Below are 19803 nucleotides of genomic sequence, written 5' to 3' on the forward strand. Positions count from 1 at the left end.
GCATGGCTCGCCGACTGGACTACTCCGCCCGCTACCCGCTGCACACCACCGAAGAGCTGTACGCGGCGCTGACCGACCGGGACTACTGGGAGGCCCGGATGGTCGAGATGCGGAAGTACTCACCGAACGAGGTCATCAGTCTCGAGGTGGGCGAGGACGGTGTCGAAGTGGTGCTGCACCACATCCTGCCGCGCGAGACGCTGCCGGAGATCGCGCAGTCGGTGATGCGCAAGGATATGGTCATCACCCGCAAGGAGAGCTTCGGACCGCTCGGTCCGGAGGTCGAGGGCAAGTATTCGGCGTCCATCCCGGCCGGGCCCGGCAGCTTGACCGGCACCACCCGTCTGTTCCCCACCGACACCGGGTGCACCATGCGGATGTCCTCGGAGGCGAAGGTGTTCATCCCGATGGTCGGGCCGCGGCTCGAACAGCTCATGCTGGTGAACCTGGTGGATCTGTTCCGCGCCGAGGCCGAAGTGACCCAGAAATGGCTGGACGAGCAAAAAACGGCCGGCTGAGCGTTCCGCTCGGCACCGTCACCCGGGGCACGACCGGGACCAATCGGCTCCGCCGCAGTGACCGTCAGCTGATCGGCGACCCCCGGATCTCCGAGGTATTGCGCGGTGCCGCCGATCCGCTGGTGGTGGATCTCGGTTATGGGGCCCAACCGTGGACGACGCTGGAACTGGCCGCGCGGTTGCGTACGGTGCGTCCCGATGTGCGGGTGGTCGGACTGGAGATCGATCCCGCCCGGGTCGTCCCCGCCCGCGACGGCGTCGTTTTCGCCCGGGGCGGGTTCGAATTGGCCGGACTGCGGCCGGTGCTGGTGCGTGCCTTCAATGTCCTGCGCCAGTATCCGGAGTCCGCGGTCACGCACGCGTGGGAGACCGTGCTGGCCGGTCTGGCGCCGGGTGGTCTCCTGGTCGAGGGGACCTGTGACGAACTCGGCCGCCGCTGCGCCTGGGTGGTGCTGGACCGATCGGGCCCGCGCACCCTGACTCTCGCGTGGGATCCGTTCACCGTCGAACGACCCTCCGACCTCGCCGAACGCCTCCCGAAAGCGCTGATCCACCGTAATGTGCCCGGTGAACGGGTGCACACCCTGCTCGGCGCGGCCGACCGGGCGTGGGCGCACACCGCACCGCTGGCCGTCTTCGGACCACGGGTGCGCTGGCGCGCGGCGGCGGACCGGTTGCGGGCACAGGGTTTCCCGGTGCACGATTTCCGCCGTCGGCTACGCGACAGTGTGCTGAGCGTCCCGTGGCCGGTGGTCGCACCCGCCGGACAGGCGGAACCATTAGTGTGACTCATATCACAAAAATGAGCCGCAACCCACGCTGACGTCGCAACCTTCACCAGCGGCCCATAACCGGTCCACAGAGCCGGCACAGAATCATCGTGAAGAATCTCAGGCATGTCCACCAAGCCCCTGCCTGCACCGAAGGTCGGCCGCCGGACCGTCGTGATCGCCGTACTCACCGTGATCGTGCTCGTGGTGGCGGCGCTCATCGGCGGCGAGGCCTATGCGCGACACCGAATCGCGGGCTGTATCAGTTCGCAGTTCGAAAAAGAGATGGGCTCGCAGATCGATGTCGGCTTCGGCGCGAAACCCCTACTGATCACCTGGCTGGACGGGAAGGTCTCGCGGATGGACGTCGACAGTAAGGGCGACGCATTCGGCCCGGCCGTCGATATGCAGGTCCACGCCCAATTCCACGATATCGAGATGGCCAAGGGGAGCAATAGCGGCAGCTCGGTCGGGAGTTCGGACGCCGATGTCACCTGGAGCAACTCCGGGATCTCCCAGACGCTCGAGGGCCTGGTCAGCGATGTGCAGTCCGACCCCGACACCGGGCAACTGACCATGAAGGTGCTCGGCGGTATCGGGGCCATGCAGCTCACCCCGCGGATCCAGAACGGCAAAGTCGATATCGACGTCTCCCAGGCGCAGTTCCTCGGTATCGGAGTACCCAACGACCTGGCCCAGGGTGTGGTGAACCTGATGACCGAGAGCCTGCAGACCTACCCGATGGGCCTGCAGCCGACCGATCTGCGGGTCACCGCCGACGGTATCCAGGTGGATCTGCAGGGCGGCCCGACCGAACTGCCCGCCGCCGAAGGCAATGCGAGTTGCTGAGTGCCGCGGACCGTCACGCGGGAAACCCGTCGAGTACGGCCCGGGACCGGGAGAGCCCCAGCCGGGTGGCGCCCGCGGCGATCATCGCGGCGGCCGCTTCGGCGGTGCGGATACCCCCGCTCGCCTTGATGCCCAGCCGCCCACCGACGGTCTCGGCCATCAACCGGACCGCCCGGACATCGGCGCCGCCGGCGGGATGGAACCCGGTGGAAGTCTTCACGAAATCGGCACCCGCCCGTTCGGCCGTCCGGCACACCTCGACGATCGCCTCGTCCGACAGCGCTGCGGACTCGATGATCACCTTCAGTACCGCGCGCTCCGAAATCGCCTCGCGCACCACGATGATATCGGCGAGTACCGCGTCGAAATCGCCCGCGACCGCCGCGCCGATATCGATGACCATATCGACCTCGCCCGCCCCCTGATCCACCGCGAGCCGGGCCTCCGCCCCCTTCACCAGCGAATGGTGTTTTCCGGAGGGGAACCCCGCGACGGTCGCCACCACCAGCCCCGCGGCCGGTATCGGCAGCACGGACGGCGAAACGCATACCGCGTATACGCCGAGTTCCCGGGCCTCGGCCACCGCGGCGGTAACATCCGCGCTTGTCGCCTCCGGGGCGAGCAGCGTGTGGTCGATCATTGCGGCCACCTCGGACCTGGTCAGCGACTGGGAATCGGCCATGGGACGAAAGTCTGGCACATCACGGTCGAATTCCGTTGCGCGCCTCGGGCTCCTCGCGCACACTCGTATCGCCTTCTGACGAGAGGACGATGTTGCTGATCCGCCGCGAACGAGCCGTCGACGCCGACGCTGTCGCCGCCGTGCACCGTAGCGCCTTCGCCCCGCACTATGCGGCGGGTGATCCAGCGGCCGGCACCGCCCTGGTCGAGGCGCCGCCGGAGGTCGCGCTACTCGCTCGGCTGCGCACCGATCCGGGGTGGATCCCCACCCTGTCCATGGTCGCTGTCGATCGCGAGACCGTGGTCGGGCACGTCTGCGTCACCCGGGCCACCGTGGGGCCGTTTCCCGTCCTCGCACTGGGCCCCATCGGAGTCCTTCCCGACCTGCAGAGCCGCGGTGTGGGTTCGGCGCTGATGCATGCCGTACTCGGTGCCGCGGACGCCTTGGACGAACCGCTCGTCGGCCTGCTCGGCAGCCTCGACTACTACCCGCGGTTCGGCTTCCAACCGGCCGAACGGCTGGGCCTGGCTCCGGACCGGCCGGAATGGGCGAGTCACTTCCAGATCCGGTCGTTGAGCGCCTATGACTCGCAGATAATCGGCGAATTCCATTACGCCGAACCCTTCTACGAGCTGTGAGCACGCTCGTCCGCCCCGGCCGATCGGGCCGCGCGCACACCGGCGGGCCGCAACCGCGGAGTCGCGCTGTCCGGGCGGCGGGCCTCCTGTCAGGATGACCTCATGGTTTCCGCAGCTGCCACCCCCAACGGCCGGCAATACGTACTCACCCTGGGCTGTCCCGACCGCCCCGGCATCATTGCCACCATCACCTCGTTCATCGCCGAATTCGGGGGCTCCATCGTGGAGGCCGGCTACCACTCCGACCCGGAGACGGGCTGGTTCTTCACCAGACAGTCCATCAGGGCCTCGACCGTGCCGTTCGGGGTGGACGAGCTGCGCGGCCGCTTCGAACGGGTCGCCGCCGATCTCGACCCGGAGACCGAATGGCAGGTCCACGATTCGGGGGTGCGCCGCCGCGCGGTGCTGTTGGTGAGCAAGGAGGGGCACTGCCTGCACGACCTGCTCGGCCGCGCGACCTCCGGCGAACTCCCGGCCACCATCGAGGCCGTTATCGGCAATCACCTCGATCTCGCGGCAATCACCGAGGCGCACGGCATCCCGTTCCACCATGTGCCGTTCCCCAAGGACCCGGCCGAACGCGGGCCGGCGTTCGAGCAGGTCCGTGAACTGGTGGACGCCCATTCCCCCGACGCGGTCGTGCTGGCGCGGTTCATGCAGGTCCTACCCGAGCGGCTGTGCGAACACTGGGCGGGCCGGGCCATCAATATCCATCACAGTTTCCTGCCCTCGTTCGTCGGCGCCCGCCCGTATCACCAGGCCTTCGTCCGCGGCGTGAAACTCATCGGCGCGACCTGCCACTACGTGACCCCCGAGCTGGACGCGGGCCCGATCATCGAACAGGACGTCATTCGCGTCGACCATGCCGACAGCGTGACCGATATGGTGCGCGAGGGCCGCGATATCGAACGGGTCGTGCTGGCCCGCGGCCTACGCTGGCATCTGGAGAGCCGGGTGCTGGTCCATGGACGCCGCACCGTCGTGTTCTCTTGAGACGGCTCAGCCGGCAGCTTCGGCCGGTTCGCGTACCGAGGTCAGTACCTGATCGAGGATCGCGTTGAACCGGTCGATCTCTTCCACATTGCCCAGGTGTCCGGTGGGTAGCAGGACGAACTGTCCGAGACTGCCGGTCTCCCGGAGCCAGGCGGCGATCTGTTCGGCGTGCACCGCCGGGGTCATATCGTCTGCCGTGCCTGCCACCACCGTGGTCGGCACCACCAGGTGGCGTGCCGCGTCCCCGAGGTCCATCTCCGCGAGCAGCAGCCCGAACTCCGAACGAATCCGGGACCGGCACGAGCGCACGATATTCATCCCGAACTCGATCGCTTCCGGGTCCGCGGCCGGGCTCATGATCTGCCGGGTGAAGAGCCACCGCACCACGGCCACCGGCGGGAAGACGATGCGGGCGCCGAGCCCGCGACGGCCGAGCCAGGGCGGCAGCGGCACCACCCGGCGCAGCAGCGGCAGCGGCCGGTTGAAGAACGGCACCACGGTCGTCTCGGCGACCAGCGAATGCGGTCCGGTATTGGCCAGTAGGACCGCCGCGGCCTGGTCGACCACCCGCTGCGGATACTTCCCGGCCCAGGCCTGCACGGTCATCGCGCCGAGGCTGTGCCCGACGAGCACCGCCCGCTGACCCGGCCGCAGCACCGCGTCGAGTACCGCGCAGAGATCGTCGGCGAGCAGATGACAGTCCAGCTGGTCAGGTTCGCCGAATTCACTCTCGCCGTGGCCACGCAGGTCGAAGGCGATCACCCGGTACCGCTCGGCGAACGTGTTGATCTGCGGATTCCAGTATTCGAGACAGCAGGTCCAGCCGTGGATCAGTACCACCGGCTGGGCATCGTCGGGCCCGTACGCGTGCACCCGCAGCCGGGCGCCGTCCTCGGTACGCACATCGATCACCCGGTGCTCGGCGCCGGGCGGATTCAACGCGGGGTTGCGGTATCCACCACGGGTGCGCAGCCCCGCACGGTGCACCTCGAACAGACCCTCGACCTGGTGGGCGAGAGCAGTGAGGGCCTTCGGCATCGTCGCACGCATCAAGACACTCCTTTGTGTTACCGAGTGACACAGTAACGCGTGGAGGGAGCGCGCGCCAGCATTACCAGCGCGGGCCGCGCTGGACCTCATCCACCTTCGGCCGCACATCGGCCAGGTAGATCCCCGTGGCGATGATGGCGATGAATGCCAGCAGTCCCAGGCCGGGCCAGCTCACCAGCATCAGCAGGATCGCCACACCGAGGATGCCCAGCCAGATGGGCTTGGTCAGTTTGTCGACCGCGGTGAACGCGTCGGAGCGCTGGCGCACGGCGTGCACGAGCGCGAAAACAGTCGCGCTTGTCGCCAGCAGCCACAGTGCGACCATGATCAACCCGGTCAAGCCATACACCTTGTCCACCCCACCATGATAAGAGCAGCGCCCCCGCGCACTGCATGTGCACGGGGGCGCTTCATTGGAATTACCAGGTCAGAGCTTCTTCGGCGCGGCCTTCTTGGCGGGGGCGGCCTTCTTCGCGGCCGGACCCTTCTTCGCGGCGGGCGGCGCCTTCTTCACCGGCGGGGCGGGCGTGGGCTCGGGGGCCACCTCGGACACGGACTCGGGCGCGATTTCCGGCGCGACCTCGAACACCTCGGCGTCGAGCACCTCCGGCGCGACCGAGCCAGCGGACTCGGCAGTCGGCGTGGCGGTCGGCCCCGTCTCGGTCTTGGCGCGGCCGATCAGATCGTTCACCCGGCCGAACACCTCCTCGGCCCGGCTGCTGGCGTCCTTGTACAGGGTCTCCACCCGGCCGACCTGCTCCTCGACCAAATGGTTGGCGCGCAGCCGCTCGACGGTCTCCTCACCGCGCACCGCCAGATCCGCGTAGAGGTCGACCACCTGGCGGTAGTACTGGTCGGCGAGCTTGCGCAGCTCCTCGGCGGTGAACTTCTCGCGCAGCTCGGCCAGGTCCTCCGGCAGTTCCGAGGGCAGTTCGGACAACCGGGCACGGATCTGCTCGAACTGGGTCTGCATATCGGCAGGCACCCCGGCGAAGCGCTCACGGGCCTCTTCGACCCGGACCCGGCCGCTGGCATCGGTCGCACGCTCACGCACCTGGGTCACCGCGTCCACGACCGCGGCGTAAACCGCGTCCGTGGCGCCGACGGTGGCGAACAGTGGCTTGGCAGTGGTGTACTTCTCGGTCATTTATCGTTCTCCTGGCGTGGAGCATCGGTTGTCGGTTGTGGAACAACACTGTCCCGGGGAATCGCTTCCTCCGGCCCGTTCTCCCGGCGGAACGATTCGTATATATCCAGGATCACCTGTTTCTGCCGCTCGCTGATCGCGGAATCGGCGAGCACGGCGTCCCGGACGGGACTGTGCGGCCGCTGCTCGAGGTAGCCGGCGCGCACATACAACACCTCCGAAGAAACCCGCAGAGCCTTGGCGATCTGCGTCAGCACTTCGGCGGAGGGGTTACGCAATCCGCGCTCGATCTGGCTGAGATACGGGTTGCTCACCCCCGCCAGCTGGGCGAGCTGACGCAGCGAAACCTGCGCGGCTTCCCGCTGCGCCCTGATGAATCCTCCGATGTCCTGCGCCGCGTTGACCACGCGAGTTGCCTTGTCGCCGGCGCCGGCAGCCGCTGCCGGATCGTCGGTGCGCTGGGCGGAAACCTCGAGACGGTCGGCCATCACTCACCTTCTGGCGTTGTAGTTACAACGATAGATCGGGGTGCTAGCAATTGCAAGCACCATGTTAGCAGTGTTTATTTGCGCGCCTCCGGCGCGCGGGGTCGAGGCCCCCTCGGTCCCGTCGTTCAGGCCTCGAGACTCGCGGCTGCGCCGCATGCACTTCGAGGCCTGAACGACGGGACGGGCCTCGACCCATTCAGGGCCTCGTAAGACTCGGCGCCGAGAGGGTGCGCCAGTTCGCGAAGGCGATCGGGGGCCAGGCCGACCAGTGGTCGAGTCGGCATCCGATCTCCGATCATCGACTGCCGACGCAACCCGCATGAGTCGAGTCTTACGAGACACCTCGAAGGGTTGCGGCCGTCTCGCCCCTTGGCCGAAGGTGCTCAACGGTCGCACTCTATGGACGGCCCACCGCACATCGCATGCGCGAAGCGCGAGTCCCGAGGCCGAAACGGCGAGACCAAGGGGGCCTCGACCCCGTGGCGCCGCAGGCGCCGCCAAAACACAGCACCTTCGCAAGTAAGCCCACATCCCTACCTTCACGAGTAAGCCCACGCCAGTCCTCGCCCAAGCTCGCCATCCCCGGTACGCACTCTCACCCCCCGAACATCAGCTGCGAGACCGCATAGATCGCCAACCCCGCCAAACTGCCGACGACCGTGCCGTTGATCCGGATGAACTGCAGGTCACGCCCCACCTGGACTTCGATCTTCTTGCTGGCTTCCTCCGCGTCCCAGCGGGCGACCGTATCGCTGACGATGGTGGCGATCTCGTCGGCGTAGTTGGCCGCCAGGTAGCGGGCGCCGCGCTCGATCCAGCCGTCTACCTTGGCCCGGGTCTCGGTGTCGTCACGCAGGCGTTCGCCGAGTTGCTGCACGTTTTCGGCGACCTTGCGGCGTAGCGTGCTGTTCGGGTCGTCGGCGGATTCGAGGATCAGGCGTTTGGCAGCCCGCCAGGTGGCCTCGGCGAGGCCGGTGATCTCCTCCCGGCCCATGATCTCGGTTTTGATCCGCTCGGCCTTGGCGATCATCATCTCGTCGTGCTGCAGGTCGCGGGCGAAATCCTCCAGGAAACGGTTGGCGGCCAACCGGACCTCGTGATCGGGGGTGGAGCGCACCTTCCAGGTGAATTCGACCAGCTCCCGGTACACCTTCTCCGACAGCAGGACGTTCACGAATTTCGGCGCCCACTGCGGCGCCTCACCGTTGACGATCCGGTCGATCGTCTCCTGGCTGCCGAGCGCCCACTGGTGGGCGCGTTCGGCGAGCAGATCGAGCAGCGGCAGTTGCCGGTTGTCGGCCAGCAGTTCGGCGAGGACACGACCGATCGGCGGACCCCACAGGGGTTCGGCGATCCGTTTGACGATGGTGTTGTCGATGACCTGTTCGACATCCTCATCGCGCAGCACCCCCACGACCGCGCGCAGAATCGTCGAACTCTCGTCGGCCACCCGGGCCGCGTTACCGGGCGCGGCCATCCAGCGCCCGATCCGCCACGGGATCTGCGCGGTGTTCACCTTGGTGGTGACCACCTCCGGGGACAGGAAGTTGGTGCCCACGAAATTGCCGAGGCTGGCCCCGAGCTGATCCTTCTTCCGGCGGATGATCGCGGTGTGCGGAATCGGCAATCCCAGCGGATGCCGGAACAGCGCCGTCACCGCGAACCAGTCGGCCAGCGCTCCGACCATCCCCGCCTCGGAGGCCGCCCGCACGTAACCGACCCAGTCGCCGGCGCCGCCGCGCGACTCCAGCCACCGGCACACCAGGTAGATCGCCGTGGCCACGGCCAGCAAGCCGGTGGCGACGGCTTTCATCCGCCACAGGTCACGTCGTTTGGCCGCGTCATCGGTGAGGGTCGCGAACACACCCGGCGGTTCCGCCTGCCCGCCGGGGGCGGTCGTCCCGGGAGCGGAATCGAGCACCGCACTGCTACCGGTCGGTTTCTGCATACTCCCCATTCTGCTGTGTTTATCGGCGGCGCCTTCGGCGCCGCGGGGTCGAGGCCCCCTTGGTCCCGCCGTTCAGGCCTCGAGACTCGCGGCTTCGCCGCATGCGATGTGTGGTGGGCCGTCCATAGAGGGCGACCGTTGAGCACCTCCCGCCAAGGGCGGGACGGGCCTCGACCCTTTCAGAGCCTCGTAAGACTCGGCACCGATGGGGTCGGTCGGATAGCCGAGGTCCGGCCGGCCCGGCACGGTAGCCGATACGGCCGCGCCCGAGACCTGGGCCGCGCGATATCCGGCGGGAGTGGAAGTGCGTTCGGGGGGAGCGTGGACAGATGTGGGGCCGTCGGTTCTCGCGGGGAGCCGGCCTCCGGGTGGCTGCCGCGCGCGACCGGTCGATGGGGTGGGAGGTTCTCCGGTCGGGCTGGTTGCGCCGACGGCACTGCGCACACCGCAATGATTCCGTCCGCGAGCGGCCGCCCGCACACGCCCGCTGGACGCGCACGGGGAGAGTGTGGGATCTGCCGCACAGGAGCCAAACGAACCACCCAGGTTGGGATGGGGCCTAGAGTGGAACGCACGTGAACCGTCCGGACCGAGGAGCCCACGCTGTCCACCGAAGACCTGCTCGATATCGGGACATCCGCCGATCGATCGGCGCCGGTGCGTACCCCACGGACCGACGGGCGCAAGCGGCGCTGGCGCCAGCACAAGATCGACCGTCGTGAGGAACTCGTCGACGGCACGCTCGCCGCGGTGCGCACCCGCGGCGGGAATGCCGGTATGGACGAGATCGCTGCCGAGATCGGTGTGTCCAAAACCGTCCTCTACCGCTACTTCTCCGATAAGAACGACCTGGTCAACGCCGCGATGCAGCGGTTCATCGAGATCACCCTGATGCCGCGCGTCTACGGCGCGATCAGCCTCGACGCCGACGAGTACCAGCTGGTGCGGTCGGCGCTGGCCGAATACGTGGGTGCGGTCGACGAGGATCCCGAGGTGTACCGGTTCATCATGGGCACCGGTTCGGGCGATCCGTCGTCACTGGCCGATTTCGAGAGGCTGTTCGCGGAGGTCGTCGCGGCCGCCATCACCGAACGCGGCAGCGCCCGCGGTATCGAGACCGAGGGGGTGATGCTGTGGTCCTATGTGCTGGTCGGCGGTATCCAGCTCGCGACCCACTGGTGGACCACCCATAAGACGCTGCCCCGCGAAGAGGTCATCGACTACCTCACGATGATGGTGTGGAGTGCCATCGAGGGCATGGCGCGGGCCGGTGGCTCGCGGATCAAGTTCGCCGAACAGGAGCATGTGCTGCCCCCGGTCTCCCCCGACGACCAGGCCGTCTGAGCCGGTGGGCTCGCCTGGCTCGACAACCCGGCCGGGTTGGCTAGTCTGATTGCCGTGCGGTGACGAAGAACCGGCTGTGTTCTTCTGTCCTCGTAGGCGCGGCGTCGGCACCAACGGAGGTTCCTCGATGGCGAAACAAGTGCCGACATCCCGGCTGGCCCGCGGTACCAAGCTGGGTGCGGTGGCGGCCGGCTCGATGATGCGCAAACAACGCGCCCGGCTCTCGATGCGCGGCCGGTCCGAGGCCGTACGGGCCCGGATGGCCGAGGAGTCGATCCTCCGCAGTACCGAACAGCTGGTCATGGTGCTGGGCACCATGAAGGGCGTGGCCATGAAACTGGGCCAGATGATGTCGGTACTCGATCTGGACCTGGTGCCACCGGAGCACCGGGAACGGTTCCAGAAACGACTCGCGGTACTGCGCAATGCCGCGCCCTCGGTGTCCTTCGAGGCCATGCGCGCGGTGATCGAAGAGGACTACGGGCAGCAGCTGGACGCGGTGTTCGCCGAATTCGAGCCCGAGGCCATCGCGGCGGCCTCCATCGGGCAGGTTTACCTCGCCCGGTTGCACGACGGCCGCCAGGTCGCGGTGAAGGTGCAGTATCCGGGCATCGATACGGCGGTCCGGGCGGATCTGAAGAACCTGAACATGTTCCGGCGGGTCCTGCAGTCGGCGATGCCGTGGGTCACTCCGGCAGTCCTCGACGAACTGCGACTGAACATGGAGGCCGAGCTCGACTATCACATCGAGGCCGAAACCCAGCGTGATATCGCGGCGCTCTACGCCGACCACCCGTTCGTCGTGATCCCGCGGCCGGTCCTCGAACACAGCACCAGACGGGTCCTGGTCACCGAATATCTGGCAGGTACCGCGTTCGAGGACATCCGCCGGATGCCGCAACCCGAACGCGACCGGGTCGGCGAGATCATCTACCGCTTCTATGTGGGGTCGCTGTTCGATTTCAACGAGTTCTGCGGCGACCCGCACCCGGGTAATGTGCTGCTCGCCGCGGACGGCCGGGTCGGATTCCTCGATTTCGGGCTGTTCAACCGGATGGATCCCGAACATGTCCGCTTCGAGGCCATCTGTCTGTGCGCGGCCGCCGAGGACCGCGGCGCGGATCTGCGTGAACTGATGATCCAGCGCGGGGTCATCGATTCGGCAGACGAGATCGGGGTCGAGGAATGCCTGGAGTATGTGCTCTCGGCGTCGGAATGGTGCCTGGTGGACCAGGAACTCACCATTACCCCGGAACTGGCCAGTGGCGCGTTCCTGCTGGCGGTGGACCCGCGGTCCAGTGAGTTCTCCGGGATGAAACAACAGAATCTGCCGCCGGAGCATCTGTTCTCGCGGCGGGCCGATTTCCTGACCTTCGGCATGCTGGGTCAGCTCGAGGCGACCGCCAATTGGCATCGCATCGCCCGGGAATGGTTGTACGGCGAGGAGCCGGTCACCGAACTCGGGCGCCTCCATCGACAGTGGCTGGCGGGACGCCGGCCGGCCAAACGCGGTAAGCGGCGCACGGGTTAGCCGCGGTACCGGACATATCCAAGGGGTTCTATCCATGACCGACACTCGCGAATTCGACCTGATCGTCTTCGGCGCCACCGGATTCGTCGGCAAGCTCACCGCCGGGTACCTGCTGGGCGCGGCGCCGGCCGGGGCGCGGATCGCGCTGGCCGGACGTTCGGCGGACAAACTCGCCGCGGTCCGCGACGAGATCGGGGCCGCGGACTGGGGTCTGGTGGTGGCCGATACCACCGATCAGGAGTCGATGGATGCCCTCGCCGCCCGCACCACCGCGGTCATCACTACGGTCGGCCCGTATCTGCGCTACGGGATGCCGATGGTCGCGGCCTGCGCGAAGGCCGGAACCCACTACGCGGATCTCACCGGTGAACCGCTGTTCATCCGCGACGCCATCGACACCTACCACGACGAGGCCGCGCGCACGGGCGCCAAGATAGTGAACTCGTGCGGCTACGACTCCGTCCCTTCGGATCTGAGCGTCTACCAGCTCTATCGGCGAACGATCGCGGACAACACCGGTGAGCTCGGTGACACCACCCTGGTCGCGACCCTGCGCGGCGGGGTCAGCGGCGGCACCATCGACTCCGGCCGGGCGATGATGGAGGCCGTCGCGGCGGACAGATCCAAGGGCGCGGTGCTCAGCCACCCCTATTCGCTGAGTCCCGACAGCTCTATGGACCCCGAGGTGGGCCGCCAGTCCGACCTCACCCTGCAGCGGGGACGCGAGATCGATCCGAGTCTGGACGGCTGGGTCGGCACCTTTGTCATGGCCTCGCACAACACCAAGATCGTGCGCCGGAGCAACGGCCTGCTCGGCTGGGTGTACGGCAAGAATTTCCGCTACCGCGAGACCATGGGCGCCGGGAATTCGGCGCTGGCTCCGGTGATCGCGGCCGGTATCTCCGGCGGTGTGGTCGCCGGGATGGCCGTCGGCGGGCTGCTGTCCCGGTTCGGCGCCGGTCGCGCGGTGCTCGACCGGGTGCTGCCCGCACCGGGCACCGGTCCCAGCGAGGCCACCCGGGAAAGCGGCTGGTTCCGCATGCGCACCTACACCCGCACTTCCTCCGGCGCCCGGTATCGCGCCGATTTCGCCGGTCTCGGCGACCCCGGGTACAAGGCGACCGCGGTCATGCTCGGCGAGAGCGGTCTCGCACTGGCCTTCGACGACAAGCCCGAACTCGCCGGTGTACTGACGCCCGCCGCGGCCATGGGCGACGCGCTGACCGCACGGCTGCGCGCGGCCGGGATGACGATCGATGTCGAGCCGCTGGGATGAACCTCGCCCGGCGCACCATGAACGCCCCGGCGCTGGCGGCGGTCTACGAAAAGATCTGGCGGCCCACGGTGTTCTATCTGGCCACCGGCCGCACCACCGCCGCCGATCGCCGGTTCGCGGTGGAGTCGCTGCACCTCGACAGGTCACGGCGGGTCCTGGACATCGCCTGCGGACCGGGTAATTTCACCCGTTTCCTGAGCGAGCACGTACCTGCGGACGGGTACGTCACGGGGATCGACTATTCGCCGCCCATGCTGGCGCGCGCCCGCGCCGACAATGCCGGGCCGCGCGCCGGATACGTACGCGGCGATGCGCGCTATCTGCCGTTCGCCGACGAGACCTTCGACGCGGTCTGCTGTTTCGGCGCGCTGTACCTCATTCCCGATCCGCTGGTCGCGGCCAGGGAGATGGTCCGGGTACTAGCACCCGGCGGCCGGATCGCCGTCACCACCAGCCATCGTCGCGATAACGCGGTCGGCGAATTGACCCGGCTCACGGCGGGAGTGAGCGGACTGCGCATGTTCGGCGGCCGGACCTTCCCGGAGCTGTTCGCGACGGCCGGACTGGTCGATATCGAGCAGTCCGTACACCGCTTCTTCCAGTACGTGACCGCCACCCGGCCGGCCGCGGGTGCGGCGGGGCGCGCGGCCGACCGGTCGGCGACGTCGGTCTGACGGATTCCACGCGAGAAGTGCCCGACCCGTTGCCACCCCGCGATACACTGCTGCCCGCGACCCGCCGCGCGTGCGCCAATTCACAGTCGAATCCCTATGACCGGCGGGTTTTCCACCGCGTACACGGCTACTCGTCGGTAGAGTCGGCTGGCGTACCCACGGGCCGGAAGGGGGATTCCAGATGTCGGTACCGGAGGTGGGGCAGCACACTGCTCGGCAGCTCTACGTCGCGGCCACGGCCGGCGGCGAAGACTCCTTCACCCTCGCCGAAGACGTGGCGCTGCGCCTTGCCCAGGCCTGCGACGCTCTCGTCGCGGATCTCGAAGCGGCGCGGGCCGGCGGCCACCGCATCGCCGAAGCCGGCGGCACCGCCGGTTTCCCCGATCTGCCCACCGGGCACGCCCTCGCCACGGGTTTCCGCGGTAAGGCAGTGCAGTACCTGGACACTCTCACCGCGCTCCAGGAGACGGCGCTCTACTTCAAAGCCGCATACCTTGCCGCCGGCGGCCGGCTCGCCGAGGCCGATCTCGCCAATCGCGCCGCTCTCGCTGTGGTGGCGGCGTATCCCGGCCTCGACCACGACGGGACCGGCCATGGCTGACCCCGCCGGCACCGATCCGCCCTATGCGCCCGAACGCGAATGTTTCGGCAGTTTCACCCATCAGGAGATCTGGGACCGGGTGCACGAGATACTCGATCCCGGTGCGCTCGCCGCCGCCGCCGCGGCGTGGCAGTCGAACGCGGACGCCGTCGCGGATGCCTTCGCCGCATTCACCGACGCCACCCGTCGCGAATTCGAGCGCTGGTCGGGACATTCGGCGCATGCGGCCCGGCGGGCGACACAGGAATTCGTCGCAAGCGGTGACGAAACCCACGAGGTGTGCCGCGTCCTGCAACACCTCATGGAAGGCAATACCGAAGCGGCACAGACATTGCGGTCGGCGCTGGCCCCGCCGCAACCGTATCGGCCGCTCGCCGATCCGGCCGCCGAGGCCGTACACGGCGGCCGCCGCCGGATGGACCACGATATCGCCGCCGCCGCGGCCACCGCCGATGCGCAGGACGCGATGACCACCATCTACAACCCCACCCTCCCGGCTTCCGGTGACCGGATACCTCGGTTCCCCGATACGTCCACCGGTACCGGCGGCGGGAGCCCGGGCCGGTGAAGTGGATCCTGACCCCGGACGAGTTCAGCTACGTCTGGGCCAATGAGACAAGCCTGGACCGCCGGCCCTATCCGGTGAATCTGGCCCCGGCCAGCGTGGTGCGCACCGAATCCGAACTGGACGCGCTGCGATTACCACAGCGGTTCGCCAGACAGGCCGACCCGGATCTGGCAGCCGCGCTCATGCTCTGCGCCCGCCCGGACGCCACCGCAGTCACGATTTCCGGGGAGCGCCCGGCGCTCACCCGCAACGGCGACCAGCCGCATACCGAACAGATCCTCGGCTTCGCCGCCGTTATCGATCATCACGCCGCCGTCCTACACGCCACACCCACCAAGGTCACCGTTCACATGTGCCATGCCCGGGACCTCGGGGGCCGGCTTGTGCAGCTCATCGGTTCGGCCCGTCCCGGTACCCACGGCCCGTTCCACCAGCCCCAGGACGCGGTACTCACCGACGCCCCCCTGTCCACCCGCGACGGAGACGGAGACGCCGCCCGCTTCCGCGCGGCGCTACGCGAACCCGTCGACGCCCGCGGATTCATCACCGTCACGGTGGCCCCGGACGAGCCCATGTCACCGCCCACCCTGCACCGCAGCTGGCTCGATATCCGTGACGACGGCCGCTATCTGCTCACCACCGCCGACGTGCTGACCCTCGCACCGGTCAGCGATGCCGAGTTCGCCGACAACCTACAGAGCCTGGCCCGCATCCGCGGCAGCACTCCCGGACTGTGATACGTCTGTCCGATGTCCGAGCAATGGAAAACCCCCGCGAGCCGTGCGCTACGCGCAGACGGGCTGAGCATCACCGATATCGATACCTCCGCCCGGCCCGGGTTCGACGGTCGCAAGAAGGACGGCGAATCACTGCTGGTCGAACGCGGCAAGGTACTGGCCGGCCTGCAGGAGAAGCTCTACGCCAATGGCCGCTCCGGGGACAACCGCAGTGTGCTGCTGGTCCTACAGGGCATGGACACCGCCGGCAAGGGCGGGATCGTGCGGCACGTCATCGGCTCGGTGGACCCACAGGGCGTCGATCACACCGCCTTCGGCGTCCCGACCGAGGAGGAGAAACGGCACCACTTCCTGTGGCGGATCCGCAAAGCTCTGCCGCGCGGTGGGCAGCTGGGCGTGTTCGATCGCTCACACTACGAGGACGTGCTGGTCGCCCGAGTCCACGAACTCGTGCCGGAAGCGGTCTGGCAGCAGCGCTACACCGAGATCAACGATTTCGAACAGGAACTGGCCGAGGCGGGAACGACACTGGTCAAGGTCGCGATGTTCATTTCGCTCGACGAACAGAAGAAAAGGCTGCGGCAGCGGCTGGAACGGCCGGACAAGTACTGGAAGTTCAGCCCCGGCGATATCGACGAGCGCGCCTATTGGCCCGCCTACCAGCAGGCCTATCAGGACGTTCTGGACCGCACCTCCACCGGCTACGCGCCCTGGTATGTGCTGCCCTCCGACGCGAAATGGTATTCGCGCCTGGCCGTCACCGAACTGCTGATCGAAGCATTGGAGAAACTGGACCTGAGCTGGCCCCCGGCGAGTTTCGATCCCGCCGCCGAACTGCGCCGGCTCGACACAGCCTGACCGGCGCGGATCGGCCGGTTATGGAAACTCTCAGCAAGCCGGACAATGATGGGCGGTGCGCGCCGGGCAGCCCGGCGCCCCCCGGCGAACCTCTGCGTGGCCGGGGCAGGTGAGGCGAGGGAAAGGCGTGGTGAACCCACGGTGAGCAAAAATCCCGGGCGGCCGAATCCGCTGGCGGCGGGCGCACGCGCGGACCGCAACCGCAAGATCGCGATTCAGGTCGGTGTGGCCGCCGTACTGGTCGCGCTGGTCGCGGCGATCGGTATCGGCCTGGCCGTGCGCAACTCCGGTTCCGACGATGTGGGCGCCGTCCCGGCGGTGGCCACCGAGAACGGCGCCATCCGAGTGGGACAACCCGACGCGAAGGCGACGGTGCGGATCGTCGCGGATATGCAGTGCCCGGTCTGCAAGCAGTTCGAGGCCGACCACGCCGAACTGCTGAACAAATCGGTGGCCGACGGCACCGCCGCGATCGAGTACAACATCGTGGGTTACCTGGACAAGATGTCCAGCACCGAATACTCCACCCGGGCCGCGAACGCCTCCTACTGTGTGGCCGATACCGGTACCGACAAATACCAGGATTGGCTGAAGCTGATGTTCCGGCAGCAGCCGCCCGAAGGCGGTGCCGGCCTGACCGACGAGCAACTCGTCGCCATCGCGCAGCAGGCCGGCTATTCCGACCCAGGCGTAGCCGACTGCATCACCGACCGGAAATACGACGGCTTCGTCGGCGCGAAATCTCAGGAATCGCTGGCCGAGGGCATCGACGGCACCCCGACCGTGTTCGTCGACGGTGAAAAGGTCGATCTCGCGCTGAACCAGGATCGGACGGGCTTCGACACCGCGCCGCTGACCGCCGCGATCCAGGCGGCTGCGGGCCGGTGATCCGGACTTCACCGCCTGCCGCCTGGACGATGCTGCTGTGCGGCCTGGCCGGCTGGATCGCCGCGTTCGTGCTGCTGGTCGAGGACTTCAAACTGCTCAGCGAGCCCGGCTACATCCCCTCGTGCAGCCTGAACCCGGTGCTGTCCTGCGGGTCGGTGATGGCCACCGATCAGGCGGCGGTACTGGGCTTCCCGAATCCGATCATCGGACTGGCCGGGTTCTCGGTGGTGGTGACGCTCGGTGTGCTCTCGGTCGCGGGGGTGGTGCTGCCCCGCTGGATCTGGACCGGGCTGTGGCTGGGGACGGTCGCGGGCACACTGTTCATCTGCTGGCTGATCTTCCAGAGCCTCTACCGCATCAATGCGCTGTGCCCCTATTGCATGGTGGTGTGGGCCATCATCACACCGCTGCTCGCCGTCCTCACCGAACAGCTGTGGGGTAGCGACCGGGGCGCGCTGCGGGTGGTCGCGGAATGGCGCTGGACCTTCGTCGCGGTGTTCTACGCCGTGGTGCTGGTACTGGTGTTCCTCCGCTTCCAGGACTACTGGCTGTCGCTGTTCTGAAGGCGTCGCCGGCCCGTCCTAACCCGGCGTGCCGGCGACCAGCCGCACCGCCACCAACCGTTCCTTGCCGTCGGGGGCCCGCACACCGAGGCGCACCGTTTCGGCCGGTTTGCGGGTGTCGATCGCCGCGCGCAGCGCACCCGCACTCGTAATGGCGCGACCATCCACCGAGGTGACGATCTCTCCGGCTGTCAGGCCCGCCACCTGCGCGGGTAGCCCGCTGATCGCCATATCGATGCGGGCGCCGCGCGGTCGCGCGTCGGAGATCAGAACGCCCAGGGTGGCGGTGGGGCCGATGTGCACGGAATCGGTGGGTGTACCGGAGCGGATCTGCCGCACGATCCGCATGGCGGCGTCGATGGGCACCGCGTAACCGTTGGGTGGGTCCTCGGCCGCGCCCGGCGGTGGATCCCGGTTGCCGGAGGCCGCAGCGATCACCCCGATGACCGCACCGGTGGAATCGGTCACCGCCCCACCGGACTGGCCCGCGCTGACCGCCGCCTCGATCTCCAGCATCCCGGTCAGGGGCTGCCGGGACAGATCCTGCTGGTTCAGGGCCATGATCGTGCTGTCCAGATCGCTGATCTCCCCGGTGACCGCGGTGGCCGTGCCGCTGCCCCCGGCGTTGCCGATGGCCAGGACCTCGTCCCGTACGCGCAGCCCGGCCGAACTACCGATCCGCGCGGTGGCCAGCCCGCGCGCGCCCGCCAGGGACAGCAGGGCGATATCGGCATGGGCGTCGTAGCCGAGCACCTCAGCGGTGTACACGGCACCGTCGGAGACGCGGCTGACCCGGACCGTTTTCGCGCCCTTCACGACATGGTGGCTGGTGAGTACCTGTCCTTCTCCGGTGAGGACTATGCCGGAGCCGGCCGCCGCGGCGCCGAACGGACGGGCGGCGGCGGTGATGTTCACCAGTACCGGGGAGATACCCCTGGTCACCTCGCTCGCGTTCAGCGGCGGCCGCGGTGCGGGCCGGACGGGTGCGGCGACGGCACTGCGGCTCGGCTGCGCCAGGCCGGGTAGTTCGCCCCGGTAGCCGAACAGGGCGCCGAGTGCCAGCACCGCGGCGAAGACGGTTACGAGCACGCGGCCCCCGCCGGTGGGCCTACGGGAGCCGGTGCCCTGCCACTGGTTGTCCAAGGAGCCTCCCGCTGCCGCAGCCGATCACGACCATTGTCGCCCGGATCAACGCGCGGCAGTCGAGTTTCTTCCCCATGCCGCAAGTTATCCACAGGTATCCCTAGTTATCCACAGGGCGGCGCGTGCCTGGGGAAACTCCGACCGGATACCTGTGGATTCGTTACCACCGGGCCGCCACGGTCACATCCGTGTCACGTCCCCCCGGAGGTCCTTTACACCGTCCGGTCGAAAACCGGCCCCGATGTCGGCGTCTGTCCGCACCGACCGGCCGCCCGGTGCGATCCGAACAACGGCCCGCTCGTTATCCGGCGGAAACCGAATCAATAGAATTCCGTATCCTGGGCCCGGCCACCCGGAAATCCATCCACAGCCGTTCGGTCTTCATCCACACCGCGTAGCCGGTTTTCCACAGCCTTCTCCACAGTGTGGATAATCGACGCCGCCGAGTCGGAATCCTTTTGTTCGACGGCCACCGATTGTTCGACGCCGACCGATCGAATCGACTTTCAGGGTCCGGAATCCCCCGGGCACACCGGC

Annotated in this window: 22 protein-coding genes; 15 read left to right on the plus strand and 7 right to left on the minus strand. The window is 68.0% G+C overall.

Annotated elements, in window-relative coordinates:
- Window positions 1–2 precede the first annotated feature (2 nt).
- The 3 genes from NGR01S_RS17840 to NGR01S_RS17850 all read left to right on the plus strand — a co-directional run bounded on the left by NGR01S_RS17840 (window position 3) and on the right by NGR01S_RS17850 (window position 2137).
- Window positions 3–518: a DUF2505 domain-containing protein gene (locus NGR01S_RS17840; RefSeq protein ID WP_063038222.1), complete on the plus strand. Its 516-nt coding sequence runs from the start codon at window positions 3–5 to the stop codon at window positions 516–518.
- The gene (locus tag NGR01S_RS17845; RefSeq protein ID WP_063038224.1) at window positions 488–1306 is read left to right on the plus strand and encodes a hypothetical protein; all 819 of its coding nucleotides are present in this window, start codon (window positions 488–490) and stop codon (window positions 1304–1306) included. Before NGR01S_RS17840 ends, NGR01S_RS17845 begins: the two co-directional genes overlap by 31 nt.
- Window positions 1307–1414: 108 nt before the next feature.
- Window positions 1415–2137, plus strand: a complete 723-nt coding sequence (locus NGR01S_RS17850) for an LmeA family phospholipid-binding protein (protein WP_063038226.1) — start codon at window positions 1415–1417, stop codon at window positions 2135–2137.
- A 13-nt stretch (window positions 2138–2150) separates the two neighbouring features.
- Here the strand turns inward: NGR01S_RS17850 and deoC are convergent, their stop codons facing one another.
- On the minus strand, window positions 2151–2819 hold the full coding sequence (gene deoC, locus NGR01S_RS17855) for a deoxyribose-phosphate aldolase (RefSeq protein WP_063038228.1): 669 nt from the start codon (window positions 2817–2819) through the stop codon (window positions 2151–2153).
- 92 nt (window positions 2820–2911) lie between these two features.
- Here deoC and NGR01S_RS17860 point away from each other — a divergent pair, with 92 nt between their 5' ends.
- Both NGR01S_RS17860 and purU read left to right on the plus strand, forming a co-directional pair.
- Window positions 2912–3457, plus strand: a complete 546-nt coding sequence (locus NGR01S_RS17860; RefSeq protein WP_063038535.1) for a GNAT family N-acetyltransferase — start codon at window positions 2912–2914, stop codon at window positions 3455–3457.
- Between the two features lie 102 nt (window positions 3458–3559).
- Entirely contained in the window at window positions 3560–4450 is an 891-nt protein-coding gene (gene purU / locus NGR01S_RS17865; RefSeq protein WP_063038231.1) for a formyltetrahydrofolate deformylase, read from the plus strand.
- A 6-nt stretch (window positions 4451–4456) separates the two neighbouring features.
- Here purU and NGR01S_RS17870 read toward each other — a convergent pair whose 3' ends face one another.
- From NGR01S_RS17870 to NGR01S_RS17890, 5 genes are all read right to left on the minus strand, one after another.
- Window positions 4457–5500, minus strand: coding sequence for an alpha/beta fold hydrolase (locus tag NGR01S_RS17870; RefSeq protein WP_063038233.1), 1044 nt, complete (start codon window positions 5498–5500; stop codon window positions 4457–4459).
- Between the two features lie 61 nt (window positions 5501–5561).
- Entirely contained in the window at window positions 5562–5858 is a 297-nt protein-coding gene (locus NGR01S_RS17875; protein WP_039826991.1) for a DUF2516 family protein, read from the minus strand.
- A 69-nt stretch (window positions 5859–5927) separates the two neighbouring features.
- The gene (locus tag NGR01S_RS17880; protein ID WP_063038237.1) at window positions 5928–6647 is read right to left on the minus strand and encodes a hypothetical protein; all 720 of its coding nucleotides are present in this window, start codon (window positions 6645–6647) and stop codon (window positions 5928–5930) included.
- Entirely contained in the window at window positions 6644–7135 is a 492-nt protein-coding gene (locus NGR01S_RS17885) for a helix-turn-helix domain-containing protein (RefSeq protein ID WP_063038239.1), read from the minus strand. Before NGR01S_RS17885 ends, NGR01S_RS17880 begins: the two co-directional genes overlap by 4 nt.
- A 595-nt stretch (window positions 7136–7730) precedes the next feature.
- Window positions 7731–8948 carry a DUF445 domain-containing protein gene (locus NGR01S_RS17890; RefSeq protein WP_245664664.1) on the minus strand — a complete coding sequence of 406 codons (1218 nt, stop codon included), beginning with the start codon at window positions 8946–8948 and terminating at the stop codon, window positions 7731–7733.
- Between the two features lie 792 nt (window positions 8949–9740).
- Between NGR01S_RS17890 and NGR01S_RS17895 the strand changes: the two genes are divergently transcribed.
- The 10 genes from NGR01S_RS17895 (at window position 9741) to NGR01S_RS17940 (ending at window position 18123) form a co-directional block, all read left to right on the plus strand.
- Window positions 9741–10427, plus strand: a complete 687-nt coding sequence (locus NGR01S_RS17895) for a TetR/AcrR family transcriptional regulator (protein ID WP_084481297.1) — start codon at window positions 9741–9743, stop codon at window positions 10425–10427.
- A gap of 127 nt (window positions 10428–10554) precedes the next feature.
- Complete coding sequence (locus NGR01S_RS17900; protein ID WP_063038243.1) at window positions 10555–11958, plus strand: ABC1 kinase family protein; 1404 nt, start codon at window positions 10555–10557, stop codon at window positions 11956–11958.
- A gap of 34 nt (window positions 11959–11992) precedes the next feature.
- Window positions 11993–13234 (plus strand): saccharopine dehydrogenase family protein, encoded by a 1242-nt coding sequence (locus NGR01S_RS17905; protein WP_063038244.1) that lies wholly within the window; start codon window positions 11993–11995, stop codon window positions 13232–13234.
- Window positions 13231–13908: a class I SAM-dependent methyltransferase gene (locus NGR01S_RS17910; protein WP_063038246.1), complete on the plus strand. Its 678-nt coding sequence runs from the start codon at window positions 13231–13233 to the stop codon at window positions 13906–13908. Before NGR01S_RS17905 ends, NGR01S_RS17910 begins: the two co-directional genes overlap by 4 nt.
- Before the next feature lie 181 nt (window positions 13909–14089).
- Entirely contained in the window at window positions 14090–14509 is a 420-nt protein-coding gene (locus NGR01S_RS17915) for a hypothetical protein (protein ID WP_063038247.1), read from the plus strand.
- The gene (locus NGR01S_RS17920) at window positions 14502–15077 is read left to right on the plus strand and encodes a hypothetical protein (protein ID WP_063038249.1); all 576 of its coding nucleotides are present in this window, start codon (window positions 14502–14504) and stop codon (window positions 15075–15077) included. Before NGR01S_RS17915 ends, NGR01S_RS17920 begins: the two co-directional genes overlap by 8 nt.
- Entirely contained in the window at window positions 15074–15814 is a 741-nt protein-coding gene (locus tag NGR01S_RS17925) for an ESX secretion-associated protein EspG (protein ID WP_063038251.1), read from the plus strand. Before NGR01S_RS17920 ends, NGR01S_RS17925 begins: the two co-directional genes overlap by 4 nt.
- A 12-nt stretch (window positions 15815–15826) precedes the next feature.
- Window positions 15827–16672 carry a polyphosphate kinase 2 family protein gene (locus NGR01S_RS17930; protein WP_063038253.1) on the plus strand — a complete coding sequence of 282 codons (846 nt, stop codon included), beginning with the start codon at window positions 15827–15829 and terminating at the stop codon, window positions 16670–16672.
- A 141-nt stretch (window positions 16673–16813) separates the two neighbouring features.
- Complete coding sequence (locus NGR01S_RS17935; protein WP_063038255.1) at window positions 16814–17560, plus strand: DsbA family protein; 747 nt, start codon at window positions 16814–16816, stop codon at window positions 17558–17560.
- Window positions 17561–17589: 29 nt separating this feature from the next.
- On the plus strand, window positions 17590–18123 hold the full coding sequence (locus NGR01S_RS17940) for a vitamin K epoxide reductase family protein (protein WP_157107327.1): 534 nt from the start codon (window positions 17590–17592) through the stop codon (window positions 18121–18123).
- A gap of 18 nt (window positions 18124–18141) precedes the next feature.
- On the opposite strand, the gene NGR01S_RS17945 is transcribed toward NGR01S_RS17940, so the two are convergent.
- Window positions 18142–19266: a S1C family serine protease gene (locus NGR01S_RS17945; RefSeq protein ID WP_063038257.1), complete on the minus strand. Its 1125-nt coding sequence runs from the start codon at window positions 19264–19266 to the stop codon at window positions 18142–18144.
- Window positions 19267–19803 lie beyond the last annotated feature (537 nt).

This window comes from Nocardia grenadensis NBRC 108939, from assembly GCF_001613445.1.
GTDB classification, from domain to species: Bacteria; Actinomycetota; Actinomycetes; order Mycobacteriales; family Mycobacteriaceae; genus Nocardia; species Nocardia grenadensis.

Excerpts from the sequence above, each read along its gene's own strand:
- NGR01S_RS17840 (WP_063038222.1), top strand. The coding sequence starts at position 3 with ATGGCTCGCCGACTGGACTACTCCGCCCGCTACCCGCTGCACACCACC.
- NGR01S_RS17845 (WP_063038224.1), top strand. The coding sequence starts at position 488 with ATGGCTGGACGAGCAAAAAACGGCCGGCTGAGCGTTCCGCTCGGCACC.
- NGR01S_RS17850 (WP_063038226.1), top strand. The coding sequence starts at position 1,415 with ATGTCCACCAAGCCCCTGCCTGCACCGAAGGTCGGCCGCCGGACCGTC.
- deoC (WP_063038228.1), bottom strand. The coding sequence starts at position 2,819 with ATGGCCGATTCCCAGTCGCTGACCAGGTCCGAGGTGGCCGCAATGATC.
- purU (WP_063038231.1), top strand. The coding sequence starts at position 3,560 with ATGGTTTCCGCAGCTGCCACCCCCAACGGCCGGCAATACGTACTCACC.
- NGR01S_RS17870 (WP_063038233.1), bottom strand. The coding sequence starts at position 5,500 with ATGCGTGCGACGATGCCGAAGGCCCTCACTGCTCTCGCCCACCAGGTC.
- NGR01S_RS17880 (WP_063038237.1), bottom strand. The coding sequence starts at position 6,647 with ATGACCGAGAAGTACACCACTGCCAAGCCACTGTTCGCCACCGTCGGC.
- NGR01S_RS17885 (WP_063038239.1), bottom strand. The coding sequence starts at position 7,135 with ATGGCCGACCGTCTCGAGGTTTCCGCCCAGCGCACCGACGATCCGGCA.
- NGR01S_RS17890 (WP_245664664.1), bottom strand. The coding sequence starts at position 8,948 with ATGAAAGCCGTCGCCACCGGCTTGCTGGCCGTGGCCACGGCGATCTAC.
- NGR01S_RS17900 (WP_063038243.1), top strand. The coding sequence starts at position 10,555 with ATGGCGAAACAAGTGCCGACATCCCGGCTGGCCCGCGGTACCAAGCTG.
- NGR01S_RS17905 (WP_063038244.1), top strand. The coding sequence starts at position 11,993 with ATGACCGACACTCGCGAATTCGACCTGATCGTCTTCGGCGCCACCGGA.
- NGR01S_RS17910 (WP_063038246.1), top strand. The coding sequence starts at position 13,231 with ATGAACCTCGCCCGGCGCACCATGAACGCCCCGGCGCTGGCGGCGGTC.
- NGR01S_RS17915 (WP_063038247.1), top strand. The coding sequence starts at position 14,090 with ATGTCGGTACCGGAGGTGGGGCAGCACACTGCTCGGCAGCTCTACGTC.
- NGR01S_RS17920 (WP_063038249.1), top strand. The coding sequence starts at position 14,502 with ATGGCTGACCCCGCCGGCACCGATCCGCCCTATGCGCCCGAACGCGAA.
- NGR01S_RS17930 (WP_063038253.1), top strand. The coding sequence starts at position 15,827 with ATGTCCGAGCAATGGAAAACCCCCGCGAGCCGTGCGCTACGCGCAGAC.
- NGR01S_RS17940 (WP_157107327.1), top strand. The coding sequence starts at position 17,590 with ATGCTGCTGTGCGGCCTGGCCGGCTGGATCGCCGCGTTCGTGCTGCTG.